The 23,963-nt window shown below is 42.1% G+C and carries 25 protein-coding genes; 9 read left to right on the top strand and 16 right to left on the bottom strand.

The annotated features are described in order from the left end of the window. Positions 1-22: 22 nt before the first annotated feature. The 7 genes from L1D51_RS02075 to L1D51_RS02045 are packed head-to-tail and all read right to left on the bottom strand — an operon-like array spanning position 23 to position 6,244. Positions 23-1,858 (bottom strand): DUF885 domain-containing protein, encoded by a 1,836-nt coding sequence (locus tag L1D51_RS02075; protein WP_054562747.1) that lies wholly within the window; start codon positions 1,856-1,858, stop codon positions 23-25. 40 nt (positions 1,859-1,898) lie between these two features. Further along, positions 1,899-3,032 carry a radical SAM family heme chaperone HemW gene (gene hemW, locus L1D51_RS02070; protein ID WP_239962394.1) on the bottom strand — a complete coding sequence of 378 codons (1,134 nt, stop codon included), beginning with the start codon at positions 3,030-3,032 and terminating at the stop codon, positions 1,899-1,901. After that, on the bottom strand, positions 3,029-3,628 hold the full coding sequence (locus tag L1D51_RS02065) for an XTP/dITP diphosphatase (protein ID WP_054562745.1): 600 nt from the start codon (positions 3,626-3,628) through the stop codon (positions 3,029-3,031). The genes hemW and L1D51_RS02065 overlap by 4 nt, the downstream gene beginning before the upstream one ends. A gap of 7 nt (positions 3,629-3,635) precedes the next feature. Continuing rightward, a complete protein-coding gene (locus L1D51_RS02060) occupies positions 3,636-4,076 on the bottom strand; it encodes a DUF4426 domain-containing protein (protein WP_054562744.1) in 441 nt (146 codons plus the stop codon). Between the two features lie 58 nt (positions 4,077-4,134). Continuing rightward, on the bottom strand, positions 4,135-4,668 hold the full coding sequence (locus L1D51_RS02055; RefSeq protein WP_054562743.1) for a YggT family protein: 534 nt from the start codon (positions 4,666-4,668) through the stop codon (positions 4,135-4,137). 23 nt (positions 4,669-4,691) lie between these two features. Beyond that, a complete protein-coding gene (proC, locus tag L1D51_RS02050; protein ID WP_055021189.1) occupies positions 4,692-5,513 on the bottom strand; it encodes a pyrroline-5-carboxylate reductase in 822 nt (273 codons plus the stop codon). 17 nt (positions 5,514-5,530) lie between these two features. Then, the gene (locus L1D51_RS02045; protein ID WP_239962384.1) at positions 5,531-6,244 is read right to left on the bottom strand and encodes a YggS family pyridoxal phosphate-dependent enzyme; all 714 of its coding nucleotides are present in this window, start codon (positions 6,242-6,244) and stop codon (positions 5,531-5,533) included. A gap of 2 nt (positions 6,245-6,246) precedes the next feature. Between L1D51_RS02045 and L1D51_RS02040 the strand changes: the two genes are divergently transcribed. Genes L1D51_RS02040 through L1D51_RS02030 form a run of 3 tightly spaced genes read left to right on the top strand, consistent with a single transcriptional unit; the run spans position 6,247 to position 9,308 of the window. Continuing rightward, positions 6,247-7,287 carry a type IV pilus twitching motility protein PilT gene (locus L1D51_RS02040; protein ID WP_054562740.1) on the top strand — a complete coding sequence of 347 codons (1,041 nt, stop codon included), beginning with the start codon at positions 6,247-6,249 and terminating at the stop codon, positions 7,285-7,287. Between the two features lie 14 nt (positions 7,288-7,301). Then, on the top strand, positions 7,302-8,435 hold the full coding sequence (locus tag L1D51_RS02035; protein ID WP_054562739.1) for a PilT/PilU family type 4a pilus ATPase: 1,134 nt from the start codon (positions 7,302-7,304) through the stop codon (positions 8,433-8,435). Continuing rightward, complete coding sequence (locus L1D51_RS02030) at positions 8,436-9,308, top strand: hypothetical protein (RefSeq protein ID WP_239962382.1); 873 nt, start codon at positions 8,436-8,438, stop codon at positions 9,306-9,308. On the opposite strand, the gene ruvX is transcribed toward L1D51_RS02030, so the two are convergent. From ruvX to L1D51_RS02000, 6 genes are all read right to left on the bottom strand, one after another. After that, positions 9,305-9,754: a Holliday junction resolvase RuvX gene (ruvX, locus tag L1D51_RS02025; RefSeq protein ID WP_054562738.1), complete on the bottom strand. Its 450-nt coding sequence runs from the start codon at positions 9,752-9,754 to the stop codon at positions 9,305-9,307. The genes L1D51_RS02030 and ruvX overlap by 4 nt on opposite strands. Before the next feature lie 20 nt (positions 9,755-9,774). Next, the gene (locus tag L1D51_RS02020; RefSeq protein ID WP_054562737.1) at positions 9,775-10,332 is read right to left on the bottom strand and encodes a YqgE/AlgH family protein; all 558 of its coding nucleotides are present in this window, start codon (positions 10,330-10,332) and stop codon (positions 9,775-9,777) included. A 24-nt stretch (positions 10,333-10,356) separates the two neighbouring features. After that, complete coding sequence (gene gshB, locus L1D51_RS02015) at positions 10,357-11,310, bottom strand: glutathione synthase (protein ID WP_054562736.1); 954 nt, start codon at positions 11,308-11,310, stop codon at positions 10,357-10,359. Between the two features lie 68 nt (positions 11,311-11,378). Beyond that, entirely contained in the window at positions 11,379-12,113 is a 735-nt protein-coding gene (gene rsmE / locus L1D51_RS02010) for a 16S rRNA (uracil(1498)-N(3))-methyltransferase (protein WP_239962380.1), read from the bottom strand. 69 nt (positions 12,114-12,182) lie between these two features. Then, a complete protein-coding gene (locus tag L1D51_RS02005) occupies positions 12,183-12,644 on the bottom strand; it encodes a hypothetical protein (protein ID WP_054562734.1) in 462 nt (153 codons plus the stop codon). 28 nt (positions 12,645-12,672) lie between these two features. Beyond that, a complete protein-coding gene (locus tag L1D51_RS02000) occupies positions 12,673-13,566 on the bottom strand; it encodes a DUF350 domain-containing protein (protein WP_054562733.1) in 894 nt (297 codons plus the stop codon). Positions 13,567-13,638: 72 nt separating this feature from the next. Between L1D51_RS02000 and glnE the strand changes: the two genes are divergently transcribed. Beyond that, positions 13,639-16,425, top strand: coding sequence for a bifunctional [glutamate--ammonia ligase]-adenylyl-L-tyrosine phosphorylase/[glutamate--ammonia-ligase] adenylyltransferase (gene glnE / locus L1D51_RS01995; protein WP_239962378.1), 2,787 nt, complete (start codon positions 13,639-13,641; stop codon positions 16,423-16,425). Here glnE and L1D51_RS01990 read toward each other — a convergent pair. From L1D51_RS01990 to tolC, 3 genes are all read right to left on the bottom strand, one after another. Continuing rightward, positions 16,422-16,997: a TcpQ domain-containing protein gene (locus L1D51_RS01990; protein WP_054562731.1), complete on the bottom strand. Its 576-nt coding sequence runs from the start codon at positions 16,995-16,997 to the stop codon at positions 16,422-16,424. The genes glnE and L1D51_RS01990 overlap by 4 nt on opposite strands. 59 nt (positions 16,998-17,056) lie before the next feature. Then, a complete protein-coding gene (gene lpxL, locus L1D51_RS01985; RefSeq protein WP_054562730.1) occupies positions 17,057-17,983 on the bottom strand; it encodes an LpxL/LpxP family Kdo(2)-lipid IV(A) lauroyl/palmitoleoyl acyltransferase in 927 nt (308 codons plus the stop codon). 107 nt (positions 17,984-18,090) lie between these two features. Next, on the bottom strand, positions 18,091-19,431 hold the full coding sequence (tolC, locus tag L1D51_RS01980; RefSeq protein ID WP_055021194.1) for an outer membrane channel protein TolC: 1,341 nt from the start codon (positions 19,429-19,431) through the stop codon (positions 18,091-18,093). A 150-nt stretch (positions 19,432-19,581) separates the two neighbouring features. Between tolC and L1D51_RS01975 the strand changes: the two genes are divergently transcribed. From L1D51_RS01975 to parE, 5 genes are read left to right on the top strand one after another with little or no spacing between them, the layout of a single operon-like run. Beyond that, complete coding sequence (locus L1D51_RS01975; protein ID WP_055197686.1) at positions 19,582-20,214, top strand: NUDIX domain-containing protein; 633 nt, start codon at positions 19,582-19,584, stop codon at positions 20,212-20,214. Positions 20,215-20,223: 9 nt separating this feature from the next. Further along, positions 20,224-20,682 carry a DUF1249 domain-containing protein gene (locus tag L1D51_RS01970; RefSeq protein ID WP_054562727.1) on the top strand — a complete coding sequence of 153 codons (459 nt, stop codon included), beginning with the start codon at positions 20,224-20,226 and terminating at the stop codon, positions 20,680-20,682. Next, positions 20,669-21,451, top strand: a complete 783-nt coding sequence (locus tag L1D51_RS01965) for a metallophosphoesterase (protein ID WP_239962376.1) — start codon at positions 20,669-20,671, stop codon at positions 21,449-21,451. The genes L1D51_RS01970 and L1D51_RS01965 overlap by 14 nt, the downstream gene beginning before the upstream one ends. Next, positions 21,436-21,996 carry a YqiA/YcfP family alpha/beta fold hydrolase gene (locus tag L1D51_RS01960; RefSeq protein ID WP_055021196.1) on the top strand — a complete coding sequence of 187 codons (561 nt, stop codon included), beginning with the start codon at positions 21,436-21,438 and terminating at the stop codon, positions 21,994-21,996. The genes L1D51_RS01965 and L1D51_RS01960 overlap by 16 nt, the downstream gene beginning before the upstream one ends. Positions 21,997-22,029: 33 nt before the next feature. Then, entirely contained in the window at positions 22,030-23,919 is a 1,890-nt protein-coding gene (gene parE / locus L1D51_RS01955) for a DNA topoisomerase IV subunit B (RefSeq protein WP_054552648.1), read from the top strand. Positions 23,920-23,963: the final 44 nt, after the last annotated feature.

The raw sequence follows: 23,963 nt of genomic DNA, 5'->3' as shown, positions 1-23,963 counted from the left end.
GCCTTTTTCAAGTCTTTATTGCTTAAGCTGCTTGTTTTTTAGCAACCCATTGGTCAACAAACTTCTCTAGTACATTTAATGGTACTGCACCATTTTTAAGTACTACATCGTGGAATTCACGAATATCGAATTTATCGCCTAGTTTTTCTTTAGCTGCTTCACGAAGCTCTAAAATTTTCAGCATGCCCACTTTGTATGCCGTTGCTTGTGAAGGCATTACAATGTGACGCTCAACCATTTTAACGCCATCAGACGTCGCATTTGGTGTGTTATTTACGTAGTAGTCGATACCTTCTTGACGTGTCCACTTCATAGCGTGGATACCTGTATCTACTACTAGGCGACATGCACGCCATAATTCCATCGCAAGACGACCAAAATCTGAATATGGGTCTTCGTATAAGCCCATTTCTTTTGGTACTAGCTCTGAGTATAAACCCCAGCCTTCAACATACGCTGTGTAGCCGCCAAACTTACGGAACTTAGGTACATCTTCAAGCTCTTGCGCGATAGCAATTTGCATGTGGTGACCAGGAATACCTTCGTGGTACGCAAGTGCTTCCATTTGGTATGTTGGCATTGCTTCCATGTCGTAAAGGTTTGCGTAATAAATGCCTGGGCGTGAGCCATCTGGTGCAGGTTGTTGGTAGAACGCTTTACCTGCAGCTTTTTCACGGAATGCTTCAACAGCTTTAACTTTAAGGTCAGCTTTTGGCTTAACAATGAATAGCTCGTCTAGACGAGATTTCATGTTATCGATAAGCGCTGTTGCCTCATCAAGGTAACGTTGTTTACCTTCAGCCGTGTTAGGGTAGTAGAACTGCTTATCAGTTTTCATGAATTGCATGAATGCTTTAAGGTCACCTTTAAAGCCTACTTTGTCCTTAATTTCACGCATTTCGTCGTGAATACGCGCGACTTCAGCTAAACCAATTGTGTGGATTTCTTTCGCTGTTAAATCAGTCGTTGTGGTACGTGCTAAAGCATTATTGTAGAACGCTTCACCGTCAGGGAATTTCCAAGCACCATCACGGTCATCAGCGCGTTTTTCTAACTGAGCTAAGAAGTTAATTAGCTTAGTGTAAGAAGGTTTTACTGCTGCTTTTAGGGCTTTTTCAGCGTCGCTGATAAGTGCAGATTTTTCGCTGTCAGCAATCTCTAATGCATTAACTTTACGTTTAAAGTCAGCTAGTAACGTTGAGTCTTCACCGTCATGGAATGGTGCGCCGCGTAAGATATTATTGCTTGAATCAATCACGTGTGGGAAAACAAACTTAGGCGCGATAATGCCTTTATCTGCTCGTACTTCAAGGTCTTTGATTAGCTGATCAATAACCGTTGTAACACCATTTAAACGTGAGATATACGCTTTAGCATCAGATACATCGGCAATTTGATGTTGGTTGATTAAAAACGCAGGGATCATCGAGTGAACACCAAACATTTGGTTCACAGGGTAGTTGTAATGACGCCATTTGAAATCAGCAATTTCGTTTTCTAAATCTTGCTTTTTAAGGTCGTAGCTTACTTTTGTTGCGTCATCTAATAGGTCACGGTTAATTGCGTTAAGCGCAACTAGGTCAGCTTTAGTTTGTTCAAAGTCTTCTAAAACGCGCTCTTCGCTGCCATCGTCCCATTTGTCGTAATCTTTTTTGATGCCCATGTATGTTTGATAGATAGGGCTTTTCATTACATCACGGTTAAAAGTATCTTCGAAGAAGGCATTAGCTTTATCGATTTCACTTTGTACAGGTTGGCTTTGTACACTTGGTGCAGGCTTCGGTTGCTCTTGCATTTGTTGGCAGCCGCCAAGTAATGCAACACTTACCGCCGCAGCGATGAAGGTCAGTTTACGCATTATCGTTCCTTTGTAGTTGTTAGAAATTTAATTATAATTCTTAAACGAATAATTCTAGCAGGTCATTTAAAAAGCGGTGGCCTTTTGGGCTTACCTGCCAGTTATCTTTATCATCAATTAGTAAGCCTTTTGCAATTGCATCAGTCAAGGCTTGTTCCTGACTTTGCAGTGACAAACTTGTAAGCAAAGGTAAATCAGCTTTGGGGCAGGGTTCGACTAAACGAAAACGATTCATAAAGAATTCAAAAGCTAAGTCGTCTTCTGCTACTTGCCATTGTTCGTATAAATACGGTTTGGCAAGATCCATATAACCTCGAGGGTGTTTTACTTTCACGGTACGGGTGATGAGTTTATTTTCATCAGTAATTTTACCATGGGCACCGCAGCCGATACCGAGATAATCGCCAAATCGCCAATAATTCAAGTTATGACGGCATTGGTAGTCGGGCTTCGCGTAGCCTGAGATCTCGTATTGCTCATAACCTGCTGCTGCGAGTAACGCTTGACCTTGTTCTTGAATATCCCAAAGGGTGTCGTCATGAGGTAAGGTCGGTGGCTTAGAAGCAAACTGAGTATTTGGCTCAATGGTTAGCTGATACCACGAGATATGAGGTGGATTAAGGGCGATAATTTTTTCAAGGTCGCTTAAGGCGTCTGCAACAGATTGCCCTGGTAAGCCATGCATTAAATCAAGGTTAAAGCTGTTTAGCCCTGCTTGATGCGCCTGTTTAGCCGCATAACTTGCTTCATCAGCACCATGAATACGGCCAAGGGCTTTTAGCTTGTCGTTTTGCATGCTTTGCACACCAATCGAAATACGATTGATGCCAGCGGCAACATATTCTTTAAAGCGGCCTGTTTCGACGGTACCTGGGTTTGCCTCTAGGGTAATTTCACAGTCATCAGTTAGGCCAATTAATTTGTCGACTTCACCAAGTAGGCGAGTATATGCGTCACCGGTTAATAAGCTTGGGGTGCCGCCGCCAATAAAAATGCTGTGGATTTTACGCCCTTGCACTAAGTGCAAATCGGCCTTGAGATCATCAATAAGATGTTGAACGTATTCTTTTTCGGGGATCGTGCCTTTTTGGCCATGGCTATTAAAGTCACAGTAAGGGCACTTTTGCACGCACCAAGGCACGTGCACATATAAACTTAAAGGCGGTAAACTCACAGGCCGCCTTTTTGCTGCAATTGCGCAAGTAGTTGTTTTAAAGCTTGGCCGCGATGGCTAAGGGCATTTTTTTGCTCTTTAGTTAACTGAGCGCTAGTGCATTGCTCAGATGGTACGTAAAAAACAGGATCATAACCAAAACCACCTTGACCATCTTGGCTATGGGTGATTTCGCCTTCCCAGCTAGCACTACAAATAAGTGGTGTAGGGTCGTCGGCGTGGCGCATTAATACTAACACACACCAAAAACGCGCACTGCGAACTGGGTTATCAGCAAGCTCTTTCAGTAGCTTATCTATATTATCTTGATCGCTGGCACCCGCTCCGGCAAAACGTGCAGAGTACACTCCTGGTGCACCATTTAGACCGTCTACTTCAAGACCTGAGTCATCAGCAATCGCAGGCAAGCCTGTGATCTTTGCTGCATGGCGCGCTTTAATAATGGCGTTTTCAACAAATGTGGTGCCTGTTTCTGGCACGTCTGGTACTTGAAAATCGCTTTGTGGAACCACGTTAATATTAAGTGGGCTGAGCATACTTGCCAGCTCTTTTACTTTGCCAGGGTTACCCGTGGCTAAAACCAAGGTGTTGTTCATAGGTCTACTAATCTACGTAAAATTTTTGCTGAAACTTCAGCGTTTGTACTTTGCCATTTTGATTAATTTCGATATCAAAACGGTAAATTTCTTCGTTGCTGTAATCGATTTGCGCGAGGTAATAAATCGCATCGCCTTCAACAACTTCTTTAAATGTAAGCTGTTTTTTATTACCAAGTAGGTTACGTGCAGTGCCAGTTAAAGTTGCAGTCTGCGCTGTTTTATCGCTGTTTTTTAATACCGAAATATTAATAATCCCTTTGCTAGGGCTACGCTCTAAATCATAGTTTTTAGCAATGTTTGGCTGAATAAAAGTCGATGGAAATGCAATGTAATGAACTTCCCAAGGGCCAAGAACCTTGTACTGGGCGCCTGCTTGTTCATCAGCTTTGGCAAAGGTTGTAAATAAACTCAATACAATCAAAGAAAAATAAATAAATTGCTTCATGGTATATCTCACTTAACAAAAGAGGCCTTTCGGCCCCTTACTGCTTAACGTTAAACGCTTAGCCAATTAAATCCATTACTAAAAACTGTAAAAACTGTAGACCAATAATCAACACTAAGATTGATAGGTCTAGACCACCTAGTGGTGGGATAACCTTACGAATGGGACGTAACATCGGCTCAGTTAGCTGGTGGAATACAGCCTCAATTGGGTTGTAGCCTTGGCTTACCCAACTTAGTAAAGCACGAATAATTAATACCCAAAATAGTAAGTTTAGGCCTTCTTTAACTACCGTAATTAACGCTTGAATAAATACCGGACCTGGCGCCCAAGCGTTATAAAACATCAGAAAAATAACACTGAGTTTTGCTACAGCAACTAAATAAGCAAGCACTAACGAAGCAATATCAAAGCCACCCACTCCTGGGATGATTTTACGAAGTGGGTTCACTGCGAACGAAGTGGCTTTCACCACAAACTGGCTCATAGGGTTGTAAAAGTCAGCTTTTGCCGCTTGTAACCAAAAGCGTAAAAGGACCACCATTAAAAAGAGATCAAAAATAATCCCAACTAAAAAGTGCATGGCTTGCATAGTTTTACCTTCAAAAAGTAAGCTTAAAGTTCTTTTTCCATCGCTTCAGCGCGAGCAATACAGGCATCCATTGCACCTGCAACTGTGCCGACTAAACCTTGTGATTTAAGATGCTCAACAGCTTCGTGAGTCGTACCCCCTTTAGAGGTTACGTTTGCACGTAGCTGAGAAATACTGATGTCTGGTTGCGAAAGAGCCATTTCGGCAGCACCCAGTGCGGTTTGTTGCACTAAACGGCGCGCATCTTCATCACTAAAGCCAAGTGCTTTCGCTTTTTCTTCAATAGCTTCCATAAATAAGAAGAAGTAAGCAGGTGATGAGCCTGTAACAGCAATGATGTCGTTGATTTGTGACTCTTGCTCAACCCAAACAACAATGCCTGTACACTCAAAAACTTGTTGTACAAACTCGTGCTCTTCAGCGGTTTCATCCGCGCCGTATAGACCTGAAACACCACGGCCTAGTAATGATGGTGTATTTGGCATACAACGTACCATTTTCACATCTTGACCTAGCATTTCACGTAAACGGCTAACGGTAAGGCCAGCGGCCACTGAAATAAATAGCTTGTCGCTAAAATCAACGCCTGAATCTTGGAATGATTGGCAAAGATCGCCCATCATTTGTGGTTTAACAGATAAGACAATCACATCTGCATCGCGAAGTGCCGCGTTGTTATCCGCGGTAGTTTGCACCCCGAAATCAGCAGCAACCTTAGCTAATTTTTCTTGGTTGCGATTGGTTGCAATGATGTTTTTTGCTGCAAAACCGTTCTTTACCATGCCGCCAATGATGGCGTAGCTCATGTTACCCGTGCCTATAAATGCGATTTTTTTGTCTGACATATGTCTGTTATCACCTTTTAATTTCGTTGGCCAAATATATCCGTGCCAATGCGTACCATGGTTGAACCCGCTGCAATCGCCGCTTCAACATCATTACTCATACCCATCGACAAGGTGTCTACTTGGGGATATTGGGCCTTTAGTTTATCAAAGCAAGCGCTTAATTGCTCAAAATATTGTAATTGTAGCTGGGCATCATCGGTTTTGGCAGGAATCGCCATCACACCGCGCAGGCATAAATTAGGACATTGATTGACGAATTCGGCCAATGCCATTAGCTCGTCTGGGTGGCAGCCTGACTTAGCCTCTTCTAAACTAATATTAACTTGAATTAATACATTGAGCGGGGCTTTGTCGGCTGGTCGTTGCTCATTAAGACGTTTTGCAATTTTAGTGCGGTCAACACTTTGTACCCAATCAAAATGCGTGGCTACTTGGGCACTTTTATTTGATTGAATAGGGCCGATAAAGTGCCAAATAATGTCTTTATAATCAGCCAATGCTGTGACTTTTGTTACCGCTTCTTGAACGTATGATTCGCCAAACTGGCGTTGACCATGCTTATAGGCAGCAATAATATCGTCGGCAGGTTTTGTTTTTGAAACAGCCAATAGGTTGATTGATTGCTCATCGCGGTGATTATTTTTTGCAGCTTGAGCAATTCTTGCGTAGGCGGATGTAAGTCGTTCTGCTATTGTAACCATATAATTATCAGTTGGTTGTGGAGTCATAAATGGATATTACCGAATTATTGGCCTTTAGTGTGCAACACAAAGCCTCGGATTTACACTTGTCATCAGGCGTATCACCCATGATACGTGTTGATGGTGATGTGCGTCGTATTAATATTCCAGCATTAGAACAAAAAGATGTAAATAGTCTGGTATACGATATTATGAACGATAATCAGCGTAAGGACTACGAACAAAATCTCGAAGTGGATTTTTCTTTCGAAGTACCAAACCTTGCGCGTTTTCGTGTTAACGCATTTAACTCAAACCGTGGCCCTGCGGCGGTGTTTCGTACTATCCCAAGTGATGTTTTAACACTGGATGATTTAGGTGCGCCTGATATTTTTAAAACCATTTCCGATAATCCACGTGGTTTGGTGCTAGTCACCGGGCCAACGGGTTCGGGTAAATCAACCACATTAGCGGCGATGGTTGATTATATTAACCAAAATAAGCATCACCATATTTTAACTATTGAAGATCCAATCGAATTCGTACATGAGAATAAGCTGAGCCTTATTAACCAGCGTGAAGTTCACCGTGACACGCATAGCTTCTCTAATGCACTTAGAAGTGCACTACGTGAAGATCCGGATGTAATCTTAGTGGGTGAGCTGCGTGACCTTGAAACGATTCGCTTAGCGATGACCGCAGCAGAAACAGGTCACTTGGTGTTTGGTACCTTGCATACCACATCAGCACCAAAAACTATCGACCGTATCATTGACGTATTCCCAGGTGAAGAAAAAGACATGGTACGTTCAATGTTGTCAGAATCATTACGTGCCGTAATCTCGCAAACTTTACTTAAAAAAGTGGGCGGTGGCCGAGTTGCAGCTCACGAGATCATGATAGGTATTCCTGCAATTCGAAATCTGATCCGTGAAGATAAAATTGCACAAATGTATTCATCAATTCAAACCGGTGCATCGCATGGTATGCAGACCATGGATCAATGTTTAGCAAACTTAGTTAACTACGGCATTATTACAACCAATGATGCGCGAGCTAAAGCGCAAGATAAAACCCAATTTGGTGGTTAACGGAGCTATTTAAAATGTCTTTACCTTTAAATCATTTTTTACAAGTTATGATCGACAAAAAAGGCTCAGACTTGTTTGTTTCGAGCCAGCTGCCTGTCAGTGCAAAAGTAAACGGTGAATTAATACCTTTAAGCGATGAGAAGCTCTCTGATGAGGATTCACTCGCTTTGGTCGAGTCAGCAATGAACGACAAACAGCGCAAAGAATTTCATGACAGTAAAGAGTGTAACTTCGCAATTGCGACTGATGAAGGCCGTTTCCGTGTTTCTGCCTTTTGGCAGCGTGATAGAGCGGGTATGGTTATTCGCCGTATCGTGACGCAAATCCCAGATGTCAACGAACTAGGTTTGCCATCAACATTAACCGACGTGATTATGGCAAAACGTGGTTTAGTGCTGTTTGTAGGTGGTACAGGCACGGGTAAATCAACCTCGCTTGCAGCGCTGTTAGGTTATCGTAACCGCAATCAGCGTGGTCATATTCTTACCATTGAAGATCCTATCGAATTTGTTCACGAGCATCGTAAAAGTATCATTACCCAACGTGAGGTTGGTTTGGATACTGAAAGCTTTGAATCAGCTCTAAAAAGCTCGTTACGTCAAGCACCTGATGTGATCTTAATTGGTGAGATCCGTTCACAAGAAACCATGGAATACGCACTCAGCTTTGCCGAGACGGGTCACTTGTGTGTGGCGACACTGCATGCGAATAATGCCAACCAAGCCATTGACCGTATCATGCACTTAGTACCAAAAGAAAAGCACGATAAGTTAAAGTACGACTTAGCACTTAACCTTCGCGCCATTGTTGCTCAGCAGTTGGTGCCAACTTCCGATGGGGAAGGGCGTGTTGCTGCTATCGAGATTTTGCTTAATTCACCTATGGTGGCAGAGCTCATCAAGCGTGGTGATATTGGCTCTATCAAAGAAACCATGGCTAAATCGAAAGAAATGGGCATGCAGACCTTTGACCAAGCCTTATTTGAGCTTTATAAACAGCGCCGTATTAACTACGCTGATGCGTTACACCATGCTGACTCGCCAAATGACTTACGCCTAATGATTAAGCTGCAAAACAATGAACAAAGTGGTGCGGGCTTCTTACAAGGCGTGACTATCGATGGTCTTGATGGAAAGAGTGACGAATAAATGTGTTTGCGAGTAAATTTAATCGGTTGGTTATTTTTATTGCTGAGTACCTTTCAGGTATATGGCAATGATAATAAAAGTGTGGTTATTTTTATTCGCGATGATGTTTATGACGATTACAGTCGCTTTTTGAATGGTCGCAAACCTCTTGAAGTTAAAGACTTCAGTGGTGCTTACATTCGCCGTGATGTGGTCGATATGATCATAGCTCAACAAGCATTGAGTTTAGGCGGTTTTACCAAGCCATTTCGTTATCACAAAGGCAATGTTAATTATCGCAATACCAAGCTGTTAGAAGATGGCCAGCTACTATTAAGCTTCGATAGTGTTTGGTCTGTTGATGCAAAGCAGCTAGTTGGGTCGGTATATATCTCTGATCCTGTGATTAGAGATGGTGAGTATTTTGCGGGTATATTCACTTCACCGAACAATAAGAAAGTGCAGCAAGTAAAACAGCTTGCTGACTTTAAACAATTAACCGCAGTGTCAACGCCACGCTGGCAAACCGATTGGCAAACGTTATCTGCTCTGCCCTTAAAAGAGTTGCTCAGAGAAGATGAGTGGCTTGGGCAAGTCCGCACTGTATCGATGCAGTGGGTTGATTTTATGATGATGCCCTTAATGCCTAGCCTCAATAATCGCTACACATTAGAAAACATTGAACTGGTAGCTGTGCCAAACCTAGTGCTCCAGCTTAATGATAGCCGTCATTTTATTATTTCGAAGAGTCACCCCGATGGAAAAGCGGCCTTTGATGCAATTCAAAAAGGGCTTGCGCAGCTTCGTAAAACAGGCGCAATTGAAAAAGCCTACCGAGAGGCAGGCTTCATTCCAGATTTAAACAACTATACGGTGATTAATAAAGCGCCTTAGTCGCCATAAAACTGCTCAAAAAAGCTTTCTAAGATGATCACCGCTGACATATTATCAACATTACCTTTACCAAGGTTTCGGTAGCCACCTTGTTCGAACAAACGCGCTTTGGCATCTGCCGTTGTTAGTCGTTCATCCTGCGTTTCAACCGGTATAGCAAAGTGGTTGTGTAAGCGGTTTGCGAACTTCTTAGCTTTAAAAGTAACTTCTTGATTGGTGCCATCCATATTAAGCGGTAAACCAACCACCATTAAATCAGGTTGCCACTCATCCACTTGTTTTTTAATAAGTTGCCAATCAGGGATCCCATCTCTCGCTTTTACAGCTTGTAAGCTTGATGCTGTTCCTGTGAGCTCTTGACCAATGGCAATACCAATACTTTTGGTGCCAAAGTCAAAACCCATTACGGTGCGTTCACCGAGTGGCTTAAAAGTTCGTTTTGTCATAGTCTTAAAATTTATAAATGTTAGGCGTGGCCAGCTTCAGAGCTTAATTGCCCGATATCAAAACCCAGCATAGAAACGGCTTTTTCCCAGCGTTTTTCAACAGGGGTGTTAAAGATGATCTCAGGATCTGCTTTGATAATTAACCATGAATTCTCAAGCAGTTCTTGCTCTAGCTGTCCTTGATCCCAACCAGCATAACCCAGTGTGATAATAAATTGTTCAGGTGCTTCACTCGTGGTTAGGCTTGCTAACACATCTTTTGAAGTGGTGATCATAATATCACTACTAAGTTTTTGACTCGCTGCATAACCTGGTTTTGGTGAGTGCAGAACAAATCCGCGATCGGTTTTTACAGGTCCGCCTGCGTACACAGCTAAACCTGCAGCTTGCTTGCTTTTGTCGTTATCAATTTCGATTTTATCGAGTAGCTCACCCACGGTGATATTGATAGGCTGGTTAATTACCAAGCCCATCGCACCATCTTGATTGTGCTCACAAATGTAAGTGACAGCACGCTTAAAAAAAGGGTCTTGCATGCTCGGCATTGCGATTAAGAAGTGATTCTCTAATGACTGCATAGGTCGCCCCTTTTGTTGTTTAATTTAAGTATGGCTCAGTTTTCTTTCAATGGCATCAAATAAGTGACCAGTGATTGAAATGTCATAAGCGGCTTCAATCTCTTTTACACACGTTGGCGCAGTGACATTGATTTCAGTTAAACGGTCGCCAATGATATCTAGACCAACAAAAATAAGGCCTTTTTCTTTTAGTGTAGGTGCTACAGCCTCTGCAATTTTACGGTCTGAATCGCTAATCGGGCGTGCTTCACCTCTACCACCTGCTGCCAAGTTACCGCGCGTTTCGCCATTTTGTGGGATACGAGCTAGGCAATACGGCATTACTTCACCATCGACCACAAGTACGCGTTTATCGCCTTGCTTGATTTCAGGAATATAGTTTTGTGCCATTGCAAAACGACTACCATGTTCGGTTAGCGTTTCGCAGATCACACCAATATTGGCATCATCTTCTTTAACTCTAAAGATAGATGCACCACCCATACCATCTAGCGGTTTTAAAATAATATCTTTATGCTCAGCTAAAAATGCACGAATGTCTGCTTGGCTACGTGTTACTAAAGTATCAGGCGTATGTTCGCTAAACCAAGCTGTGAATAGCTTTTCGTTAGCATCGCGTAAGCTTTGCGGCTTATTGATTATAAGCGTGCCAGCTTGCTCAGCACGCTCTAAAATATAGGTAGCGTAGATGTACTCAGTATCAAAAGGCGGATCTTTACGCATTAAAATAACGTCTAAATCTGCTAAAGCAATGGTGGCTTTTTCTTCTAATTCATACCAGTGATTTACATCATCAAACACACGGGCTTTGGCGGCTGTTGCAAAGCCTTGACCTTGACGTAGAGAAAGGTCATCCATTTCCATGTAGTAAATTTCGTAACCGCGCTGTTGCGCTTCCATCATCATTGCAAAGCCAGTGTCTTTTTTAATATTAAAGCCACTAATTGGATCAGAGATTATGCCTAGCTTAATTGCCATATTTTTGCCTTAGAATCGTATGCCATACTATGTTTTGTTACTTTGATATATGGGTATTTTTACGGTTTTCAATTCGCTAAATCGCCAAACTGTAATTGTAATGCGCTCAATACCGTCAGAGCGGCTGTTTCTGTTCGCAGAACACGTGGGCCTAAGCGAATATCAACAAAGTTTTGCTGTTTAGCAATGTCAATTTCTGCATCGGTAAATCCTCCTTCAGGGCCGACTAAAAAGCGCACTCCTTCGTTTGGTACTTGAATAGTTTTAATACTGTGCTCAGCACGCGGGTGCAAAGTAAGTTTAATCGCCTCACTTGCTTGTTCTAGCCAGTCTTTTATATCGATAGGAGGGTGTACAACAGGCACAAAATTACGGCCTGATTGTTCTGCGGCGGCAATTGCAATTTTTTGCCATTGTTGATGTTTTTTCTGCAGTCTGTCACCACTTAGTTTTACGCCACAACGTTGGCTAAAAATTGGGGTGATTTCTGTGATACCCAGTTCAACAGATTTTTGAATAGTGAAATCCATTTTATCGCCACGAGAAATGCCTTGGCCCAAGTGAATTTTTAAAGGCGATTCAACATCATGATCAACAAATTCCTGAGGCTCAACGACGACATTTTTTTTGCTGACTTCAATAATTTCACTGAGGTATTCACCTCCTTCACCATTAAAAATCGAAACCTTATCACCGACTTGCATACGCAATACACGGCCAACATGACCTGCTGCATCATCATCAAGTGCTACTGGGGTGTTTAAAGAAATCGCTGAAGGTTGGTAAATATGTGGAACTCGCATGGCTGTCACTTATCAATAAATTTAGCAATATGGTAAGTATACAGCGGCTTAGGTGCAATTATTTATTTGTTATTTAAATTCGTCTTTGGCACTTAAAACATGTGCAGTGGTTTCGGCAATCTCAGACTGGCAAGAAAGGTGGTTAATGTGAGCAGCATCCGGGCAAGGTGTAAAACTAAAACTATGTCCATCTTGTTGCACTAAGTAACGTATTTTGTGAAGTGAGTTATAAATAAATTTTTGTGCATCATTCGCCAGTTGATAGTCAGTCTGATTAATCAGTACACCTTGAATATCGTGGTGTTCATGTAAATAGCTGGCGAGTTCTGAGACACTAATTTCATTACTAAAATCGCAATAGCAATAATCCTTAACGAGTTGATCAAACATGAGTTTAACCATATGGCGGCTATTAGCACCAGCCACAACTAGAGTCGAATTTTCGGCATTTGCAAAGTAGTGCTGAGCAAATGCGCGGCTAAACTCATCATCTATATCAACTAATAAATAATTATTAACTTTAAAGGGCATAATGCCTCACGATTCAAATACTTCCGTATCAAATTGAAAACATACTTATTAGTAAATAGCCTATTGCACCGAAAACGGCAAACTCTATACAGGCTATGCCAATGTTATCTTGGTGATCTACTTCTAACGATGTGTCGATATTAGGTAGAGAGATATATTTAATAATGTAGCTCAAAATATATAACAATACCCACATTGCACCGCAATGAGATACTAGAGTGAATAAATTTTCTACCATCTTACCACTAATAAATGATGCACTGGCAAGACCAGCATAGCCCGCAAGTGCTAGGCCGATAGACTTACCCGCGTAGCGAATGCCAATAGAGGTATTTTCAAGGTTAAAGTTACTTTGTAGTGATGCACCTTGGTTGGCTTTTGCAAAGCGATATTCACGAATTTTACTATCAAGGGCAAACATACCTTGCAGCACAAAAAAGCTCACAGTGGCGATCAATAAGCTGCTGTAACCTTGGGTATGGCACCAGTTATAAAGGCCAAGAGCGATAATGCAGTTTGCGATTAACATGCCTGAATCAACTAAAGCGGCGCAGACATTTTGCTTTAGAATGGCTGCTTCTTCATTAAAGCGATGCAAAATCCATTTACGATGAATTAAATGGCCTATTTTTATAAAGGCAAACAACAGCACAATGAGTAAAAGTACTTTTAGCGGGTTAGATTGGGCTGCACTTAAGCTAATTTCATCAAATATATAAGCGATAGTGGCTATAACGACCATAATTTCGCTGGCAAAGCTGATCCCCATGGCAAAGTTATCATGTTGCGCAAGCTCTTCTTTAAGCGCTTGTTTTGCTTTGATTTGCGTTAGAATACGTAGCAGTACTATAGTGACGCAAATTACAGCGAAACTAATAGCAATCGCGACTAAACTAGTGTTAGATAGTGATAAATATGACATGCAGGTCCCTGCTAAATAATTCTTTGATAATCATTCTAGTACGGTTATTGGCAAGTTAAAAGAGAGTATTTAATGAGTAATTTACACGCGCTTCCCGAGTCACTTCATCAGTTAGGCCAAACCCGCTTCGCGAGCTTGTATGAGGGGCAAACTGAGCAACAAAAGATTATTAACTTGCTGTCTTTAAGTGACTTTGCGTGGAACTGCTTACAATCTCAGCCTGATTTAAAAGACTGGTTACTTGATGATAAGGAGCTTGCTAATCGTGCAGTTGAAGCTCCGTTAAGTAATTCTGAAATCAATGAACTGGATGACAATGCTGCGCTGGCAAAGTTACGTTTGTATCGAGAAAAATACTGGTTGAAAGTGGCTTTTCTTGATTTGTGCTGTGCAAACCCAATTGCCGATAGCATCGCTTATATCTCGGCCCTTGCAAACCAGCTTATCGATAGTGCCAATCAGTGGGCCTTTGCGCAGGTCGCAAAAGTCAGTGGCATGCCGCTTGATGATGACGATAATGCAATGCCAATGTTAGTTTTAGGTATGGGCAAACTTGGTGGGGGAGAGCTTAACTACTCATCTGACATAGATTTAATTTTTTCTTACCCTCGCGATGTTGCAACGCAAGGGGGGCGCCGCTCCATTGAAGCGCAAGTTTTTTATACCAAAGTGGCGCAAAAGCTAATTATGGCGCTTAACCAAACTACGGTAAATGGCCAAGTTTTTCGGGTTGATATGCGCCTGCGCCCATTTGGTGAAAGTGGGCCTTTGGTAATGAGCTTTCATGCAATGGAAGATTATTACCAAGAACAAGGACGTGAGTGGGAACGCTACGCCATGCTAAAAGGGCGATTAATTGGCACAGAAAATAGGTATTGGGATGAGTTTTATGAATTGCTACGCCCGTTTGTGTACCGCCGCTATATTGATTTTTCGGTGATTGAATCGCTGCGCAAGATGAAGCAAATGATTGCTCAAGAGGTACGCCGAAAGCGCCTTACAAACAATATCAAATTAGGTGCTGGCGGCATTCGAGAAGTAGAGTTTGTAGTACAAGCGCTGCAAATGGTCCGAGGCGGCCGTGAAGCGAACCTACAAACTCAGTCATTACTGGTTGCTTTAAAAGAGCTGGTTAACAACCAAGTGATGTCGAATAAAGAAGCTGAGTTATTAACACAAAACTATTTAGACTTACGTCAAATAGAGCAGTACCTACAGATTTTCGATGATAAGCAAACGCAAACCCTACCTGATGACGAGTTAAACCAGCAGCGTTTATGCTATTTGCTCAATAAAGATGATTTTGATCAGTGTTTAACTAGCATTGAGCAGACCATGTCTCAAGTACATGGTGAGTTCGAACAAGTGATTGGCTTTGAAAGCGAAACGGCAGATCCGTGTGAAAGTGAGTACATTAGCGCTTGGGAAATGACAGATGTTAGCCTGATGTGTGAGCCAAATCTTGACTGGCAAGCGGCGCTTGAAGATTTTAAAGCGCGCTTAACTAAGGCGAAAATTGGCAGTCGAGGTCGTGATATCCTCGACAAATTAATGCCGCTTTTACTTAAACAGTTAACAGTTACAAAAGCCAGTAGCGACGCTTTTACCATGATCTGCCAAGTGTTGAATAAGATCATCTCACGAACTGCCTACCTAGAGCTGTTATACGAAAACCCAGGGGCGTTAAATCAATTGGTTGCACTTTGCTGCCATAGTAAATGGATTGGCGAGCATATCTCTCGTTACCCAATTTTACTTGATGAGCTGATCGATCCACAGGTGCTCTATAAACCGACGCCTTTATCTGCTTACAAAGATGAAATAAGGCAGTATTTCTTGCGTATTGAACATGGCGATTTAGAGCTGCAAATGGAAGCACTTCGTCAGTTTAAACAAACGCATCAGTTACGCATTGCAGCAGCCGATGCAACCGGTGTACTGAGTGTGATGAAGGTAAGCGATCATCTTACTGCACTTGCTGAGGCTATTGTAGAGCAAGCGGTCAATATTGCATGGCATGCATGTGTTGAGCGCTTTGGTCGACCAGCGAATACCTCAGATCAAGAAAAGGGCTTTGCTGTTATTGCTTACGGCAAAACTGGCGGCTTTGAAGTTGGCTACGATTCAGATTTAGATCTGGTATTTGTGCATAACCACGATGGTAGCAGTTATACCGATGGTGATAAGTCGATTGATTCCCGTCAGTTTTACTTAAAGCTTGCGCAGCGCTTAATGCATCTATTCAACACGCGAACTGCGTCAGGCATATTGTATGAGCTTGATACTCGTTTACGTCCTGAAGGGGCATCGGGTTTACTAGCTATTAATTTAGAAAGTTACTACCACTATCAGCAAACTCAAGCATGGACCTGGGAACATCAAGCTTTGGTTCGTTCACGCATGATTTATGGGCAAGATTCGTTGCGAGAGCGTTTTGCACAAATCCGCAAAGACGTTTTGTGCCAAGCCCGCGATAATGAGAAGCTTAAGATTGATGTGGTTGAGATGCGCGAAAAAATGCGTGCTCACCTTGCTAAAGGCAATGATGATCTGTTTGATTTAAAGCAAGATAGGGGCGGTATTACAGATATTGAGTTTATCACTCAGTATCTGGTGCTGAATAATGCAATGCAGCACTCTGAGCTAACGACCTGGTCTGACAATGTGCGTATTTTAGCTGATGCTGCACGTTTAGGCTGTATTACTGAGCAAATGCAGCAAGAATTAGTGGCTGCGTATATTGCCTATCGTTCACGTTATCATGTAATGAGTTTGAATCAGCAAGGGCGTTGTGCGCAACGTGCTGAGTTAACTCAGCACATCGAATTAGTAAGTCAGGCGTGGCAACAGGTGTTTTAGCTTTTTAAGCGACGGCAGTTTTCGCGCACATAAGCAGAGGGCAGCTCAGTGATAACTGCGGCTCTTTGCTTAAAGCAAAAATAGGTGTAAACCTCATTTTCGAAATCATCGTTGATGGCGCGGCCAACCTGATAAAGGGTTGAGACAAAGTTACTATCAACGCGAAAATGATCTTTTACAACATAGTCTTTGCTTAAATACCAGTACAGTACGATATCTTCGTGACGAGCATAGTCAGAGAGTACATCTTTTAAGGTGTTACCATTTTCAAAGCGGCGCGGTTGAATATCACCAGTCCAGTTAGGTGATGAAGGCTCTACGACTTTTTCGCGTTCAAAAAGTGCGACATCTAAGCTGGTTTCTGGCGTAGGTAATTTAAGAACGTATTTATCGCGCTCATTATTCTTGTTATTTACTTGGTTACGTAGCGCCGCATAAAAGCGCGATAATCCTTGCGCTGCAGCATTTTTGGTATCTTTAATGTCCATTACTGGACCACTACCAAATAAAAAGTAAATAGCAGCAGCAATCAAAATAACAGCTAATGATAAATGCTTAACCCAAAACCACATTTCTAATACTCTTGTTGTTGATTAGCTTTATAAAACCATACAAACGGTAAAATGTCACTCTACTTGTAATAAGAAGGTGCATTCTTATCAGGGCGAGTTTTAAAGCGACGGTGGAGCCACATATACTGCTCAGGCGCTAAATCGATAGCTTGTTCCATACGCTGATTTACGTGGGTAACGTCTGCAAGGTCATCGCCACTTGGGAAGTTTTCAAGTGCAGGTAATACCTCTAGATGGTAGCGACCCTCTTCATCACGACGGCTCGTTAAGCTTACTGTTTCGCAGTTACGGCTACTTGAAAATAACAGCGTTCCTGTTGTTGTTGCTGCTTCTTTTACCGCATAAAAAGGCGCAAATTCGCAGCGGTTACGGCCGTAATCTTGATCTGGCAAATAGTAGCAAACCTTTTTATTTTTAAGCGCTTGCAGTAAGCCTTTAACATCTTTTTTGCCAATTAAGTATTCGTTAGAACGAAGACGACCGTTAGTCGTGAAATATTCCATTAAAGGGTTGTTATGCGGGCGATAAAAGCCAATACCTTGGTGTTTAACACCCATAATACGGCTCGCCATTTCTAGGTGTAAAAAGTGTGGCACAAGCAACAGCACACCTTTACCTGATTGCTGAGCTTTTTCAAAGTGCTCTAGGCCTTTAACAGAACCAAACACTTTATTGATTCGCCACTGGGGCCACCACCAAGCCATGCCGGTTTCCATCATTGCAATACCGGTATTTTCCATATTCTTTCGAACTAGTTCGCGTTGTTCATGCTCTGGCATATCAGGAAAACATAAACGAATGTTTACCTCAGCAATATGGCGACGACGTTTCATAAAACGGTGTACTAAACGGCCAAGCAGTTTTCCAAGCGCTAGTTGTAATTTATGTGGTAACCAAGAGATAAGATATAAAAAGAACACGCCAATCCAAGTTAACCAGTAACGAGGGCCTAAAAAAGACGCTTTAAAAGGAGATGAACTAACCACAAAAAAATCTCTAAAAATAAAAAAGCTAGTTTAACTGTATGTCCTTAAAAACACAAAAAAGCCAGCACGAGGCTGGCTTTACAATAAGGACTTTATAGAAGAAATGCTTAGATTTCTTTTAAACCTTGGTTAATTGCAACAAGGTCTTCGCTAGTTAGTGTACCAGCAGCTTGTTTCAAGCGAAGTGTTGAAACAACATAGCGGTAACGCACGTTTGCTAAATTACTTTTTGCATTGTAAAGGTTTTGCGTGCTGATCAGTACGTCTACGATAGTACGTGTACCAACTTCAAAGCCTGCTTCAGTTGCTTTAAGCGCACTTTCAGCAGAAACAACAGCTTGTTGTAGCGCTTTATAAGTAGCAATGTCAGACACTACTTGGTTGTACGATGTGATAACCGAACGAGTTACTGCACGTAAGCTTGCTTCTAAATCTTCACTTGCCGCAACATAGAAAGCGCGTGCTTGATCTGTCGCTGCTGTTGTTGCACCACCTGAGTAGATAGGTAGGCTGAAGTTAACACCAATACTTGTACTATCTTCGCGTGGCTGGTGTGAGTTGCTGTTTAGATCAGTTAGGCTGTCACCGTATGAAGCACTTAATGTTAGCTTCGGATAGTGACCTGCTTTTGCTAAATCGATTTGATCTTTAGCAATATCAACCGTTACTTTTGACACTTGCAGATTTAAGTTTTGGTCTTTTGCAATTTCAATGTAGTCAGTTGACTGCTTTTTAGGTGCAACAGTTGAAAACGTTTCAGTATTCAACATGTCTAATTTCGCGTGGTATTTACCAGTGATTTCGCGAAGTTGCTCACGCGCTGTTTCAACACTGTTCTTAGCAACGATTTCTTGTGCTACAGAGTTATCGTACTGAGCTTGCGCTTCGTGTACGTCAGTGATAGCTGTTAAACCTACCGCATAGCGCTCTTTAGTTTGTTGTAATTGGCGCTCGATGGCACGTTTTTCTGCTTGAACAAACTCAAGGTTATCGATTGCGCTTAGTACGTTGAAGTAACCTTCAGCAACACGAACAATTAAGTCTTGGCGTGCAAAATCATACTGAGCGTTTGCTTGTAATGCTTGTTTATCTGCAATACCGAGTGAATTCCATGCACCTAAATCAAACAGCGTTTGGTTTAAGCTAATACCACGGCTAAATTCATCAGGATCATAGTCATAACCTGCATAACCCGTAGCATCATTACCCTCGTAAAGATCTGATTTGGTTGATTGGTAACCAAGGCTTAAACCAATTTGTGGTAATAGTGCACTTAACGCGCGATCGCTCTCATAGGCTTGTGCATCTGCTTGGGCTTTTGCTTTAAGTACGGTAGGATCGTTTGCTGTCGCAATTTCGTAAACTTGTAGTAAGTCTTCAGCGTAACTAGCTGTTGCAGTCAGTGCGCTTGAAAACCCGATCAGCGCAGCGAGTAGTGTTTTTTTCATTGTTCGTTCAGTCCTTAGACAATTTTGTACTGTGACCATGGTACTCTTTTTTAATGAATAACCAAAAAAAAATTACGTAAATCTGCATGTCCAAGTGTAACAGAATATAATTGGCCGTAACATTTACTTAAAACGCAAAGGAAATAGTGAATGAAAATATCAGCAATCTCACAATTTAATCATGATGACATAGAGTTAAAGCCGATTGAGCGTGTTTATGATGGTTTCTTTAAAATTAATACTTATCGCTTTCATCATGCATTGTTTGCTGGTGGTAAATCAGTAGAAGTTAAACGCGAAATTTTAGAGCGTGGCCATGCTGTTGCTGTACTTCCTTATGACCCTGCGACAGACCAAGTTTTGTTAATCGAACAAATCAGAATCGGAGCGCTCGCATCAAAGCAGTCACCTTGGTTACTTGAGTGTATTGCAGGCATGGCAGATGGCAGTACTGATTATGAAGATGTAGCGAAGCGCGAAGCGTTCGAAGAAGCGGGAATTGAGCTTAACGAGCTAGAATTTATGATGTCGTATCTTTCAAGCCCCGGCGGCACCACGGAGCGTTTGTATTTATATTTAGCGCGCACTGACTTAGCAGGGTATCAAGGCGGTATTTTTGGCCTTGATAATGAAGATGAAGATATCAAAACCCATGTAATGTCATACGATGAAGCTATGCTGCGTCTAGAACAGGGTGAAATTGATAATGCAGCGACAGTTATCTCATTACAGTGGTTAGCACTGAATAAGCAACGTATACTGTCTGATTGGAAAAACTCATAGGGGATTATTTTGTCGTACGTCAGTGCCCAGCAGCGTTATATTCAAAGCTTACCTAAGTACTTAACTTTGTGTGAGCATAATTACGTGCGTGCGCTCAAGCTATTACCTAATGAGCGCCGTATAGGTCAGGAACGAAAGGTACAATTAGGGCACAGCACTTTTGCGGTTAAAGTTGACGATACAGCAAAATACACCACAGATATTTCTATCAAACAAGAAGCCGGTCATTTACCTTCGGTTAAGCCATTGTATTTAACTGTGCGCATGTATCATGATGCGAAAGTCGCTGAAATTGTGCATCATGATTTTCATCAGCGCATCAAGCCTTCCTATGCTTACCCGAATCCGAATATGCATCAAAAAGATGAAAAATATCAGCTTAACGCCTTCTTATATGACTGGCTGGTGGCTTGTGTTGAAAATGGCCGAGCAGTTTTAAATTGGGATGTAAATAATGGCTTGGTTTAGTAACGCCTACCATTTTGATAAAACAGCACTGAAAGTTGCCCATATCACTGATTGCCACTTATCAAAAGACACAACGGGTGAATACTTTAACGTAAATACGGCAGCGTATTTTGGGCGCTGTTTACAGGCTATTTCTGAGCTCGATGTGGATTGTGTGGTATTTGGTGGTGATTTAACACAAGATCACAGCACTGAGTCTTACCAGCTTTTTGCTAAATTAATAGCAGACTCAGCGCTGAGTTGTCCGGTGTTTTGGTTGCCGGGTAATCATGATGAACTTGCCGAATATGAAAAGCTTACAAGCCCGCAAATTTTAAACAATAAGCGAATTACCTTTTTAGGTGGGCAGCTGCTGTTGGCAAACTCAAAAGGCCCAACGCCAGCAGGTTGGGTAACACAAACGCATTTAGATGAATTAAGCCAAGCGGTAGGGCAGGTACCTAGCGTGGTGTTTTGTCATCATAACCCGCTGCCTATTCAAGCCTACCTAGATAAACATATGCTAGAAAATGGCCCGCAGTTTTTAAATACCTGTGTTAATACTGAGCAGTGTGTGGGGGTATTTCATGGTCATGTGCATCATGGGTACACGCAAACCTACCGTAATCTTAGTGTGTATGCGACACCGGCCAGCTCAATACAGTTTACCAAACACACTATGGCGTGGCAGCAAGAGGATTTGGGCCCCGCATTTCGAATCATCGACTTAATAATTGATGAGCAACAAAACTTACTGTTAAGCACGGATGTAGTATGGCTAAACGAGTAATTTATATTCATGGCTTTAATAGCTCTGAGCAATCTTACAAAGCCGTTCGTTTTGGTGAGCACATGGCGCAATTTGATGTCGATTATCAGGTGCCGCGATTAACTCATGAGCCATTACATGCAATTTTACAATTAGAACAACTGCTAAATGATGATACTGTATTACTAGGTAGTTCATTAGGCGGTTTTTATGCGACCTATTTGTCGCAACGTTATTCGATCCCTGCGGTGGTCATTAACCCTGCGGTTCGTCCATTTGAGTTACTTGATAACTATTTAGGGGAAAACTATAACCCGTACCAAGACAGTCATTATGAACTTGGTACCCGTCACATGGATGCATTGCGTAGCTTATATTTGCCGCAATTAGACACCCCTTCATTGATTTATTTGCTACAGCAAACGGGCGATGAAGTACTGCCGTTTCAGCAGGCGGTTAAATATTATTCTCAGTGTAAGCAACACGTTGAATTTGGAGGCGATCATAGTTTTATCGGCTTCGAACAAACCTTTGCAAGTATTGTAGATTTTCTTAAAATCACGTAAAACATAGCTAAGCGCATAAAAGATATAAAAACTATGAGTCAGCAAAATTATAACGCCGAAGCAATTGAAGTCTTAAACGGATTAGAGCCCGTAAAACGCCGCCCAGGTATGTATACCGACACGGTTCGACCTAATCATTTAGGTCAAGAAGTTATCGATAACAGTGTCGATGAAGCAATGGCAGGTCATGCCACTAAAATAGATGTCATCCTTCATGAAGATAACTCCCTTGAGGTTATCGATGATGGCCGTGGTATGCCGATTGATATTCACCCTGAGGAAGGTATTCCTGGTGTGGAACTTATTTTTACCAAGCTGCACGCCGGTGGTAAGTTCTCTAATAAAAACTATCAGTTTTCTGGTGGTTTACACGGGGTAGGTATTTCGGTTGTAAATGCGCTATCGACTCGTGTTGAAGTAACAGTACGCCGTGATGCGCAGCAATTTCGTATGGCCTTTGAAAACGGTGACAAGGTTGAAGATTTAAACGTCATTGGCACTGTGGGTAAGCGTAATACAGGTACAACCGTGCGTTTTTGGCCTGATGCTAGCTATTTTGACTCAGCTAACTTTTCTATCACTAAGCTTAATCACTTATTAAAAGCCAAAGCGGTATTGTGCCCAGGCCTGCGCATTAAGTTTACCAACAAGCAAACCAAAGAAAGCCAAGAATGGTATTACGAAACAGGTTTAAAAGATTACCTAGTTGAAGCAGTTAAAGGTTTTGAAGTATTACCAAAAGAGCCGTTTATTGGTGACTTTTCAAGTTCAACAGAAGGCGCTGACTGGGCTGTTGTATGGCTACCTGAAGGCGGTGAATCAATCGCTGAAAGTTATGTAAACTTAATTCCTACTGCACAAGGCGGTACGCATGTTAATGGTTTACGCCAAGGCTTGCTTGAAGCTATGCGTGAATTCTGCGAATTCAGAAACTTATTACCGCGTGGTGTAAAGTTAACGCCAGATGATATTTGGGAGCGCTGTAGCTACGTATTATCGGTTAAAATGCAAGACCCACAATTTGCAGGCCAAACAAAAGAGAAGCTTTCATCTCGCTCATGTGCTGCATTTGTATCTGGTGTAGTGAAAGACTCATTTAGTTTATGGTTAAACGAGCATACAGAAACGGCAGAATTATTAGCTGAGTTATGTATCTCAAATGCGCAGCGCCGTTTACGTGCTGCTAAAAAAGTTGTGCGTAAGCGTGTTACCTCAGGCCCTGCATTACCGGGTAAATTAACTGACTGTAGCGCCCAAGATAATGACCGTACTGAACTGTTTTTAGTAGAGGGTGACTCAGCGGGTGGCTCAGCAAAACAAGCGCGCGACCGTGAGTTCCAAGCAATTATGCCGCTGCGCGGTAAAATCTTAAATACCTGGGAAGTTGAATCTGGGCAGATTTTAGCATCGCAAGAGGTGCATGATATTTCTGTCGCTTTGGGTATTGACCCTGATTCAAGTGATTTATCTGGTCTGCGTTATAACAAAATTTGTATCTTGGCCGATGCTGACTCGGATGGATTGCACATTGCTACCTTGCTTTGTGCGCTGTTTGTTCGCCACTTTCCATCGCTTATCAAACAAGGCCATGTGTATGTAGCTATGCCGCCGCTATTTCGTATCGACATTGGTAAAGAGGTTTACTACGCCCTTGATGAAGACGAAAAGAACGGTATTTTAGCGCGCATTGAAGCTGAGAAAAAACGCGGTAAGGTTAATGTTCAACGCTTCAAAGGGTTAGGTGAAATGAACCCGTTACAATTACGCGAAACCACCATGGATCCTAATACGCGTCGTTTAGTGCAACTAACTTTAGACGAAGAAGAACAAACCATGGAAATGATGGATATGTTACTTGCGAAGAAACGTTCGTCAGACCGTCGCCAATGGTTAGAAGATCACGGTAACCGCGCAGAAGTTTAATAAAGGGTGTAGCAACTTAGTTGCTAGCAAAGAATTAAAGGGCA

It is taken from the genome of Pseudoalteromonas shioyasakiensis, assembly GCF_022398475.1.
Taxonomy (GTDB): Bacteria; Pseudomonadota; Gammaproteobacteria; order Enterobacterales; family Alteromonadaceae; genus Pseudoalteromonas.
This window is presented reverse-complemented; position numbering and strand designations above follow the sequence as displayed.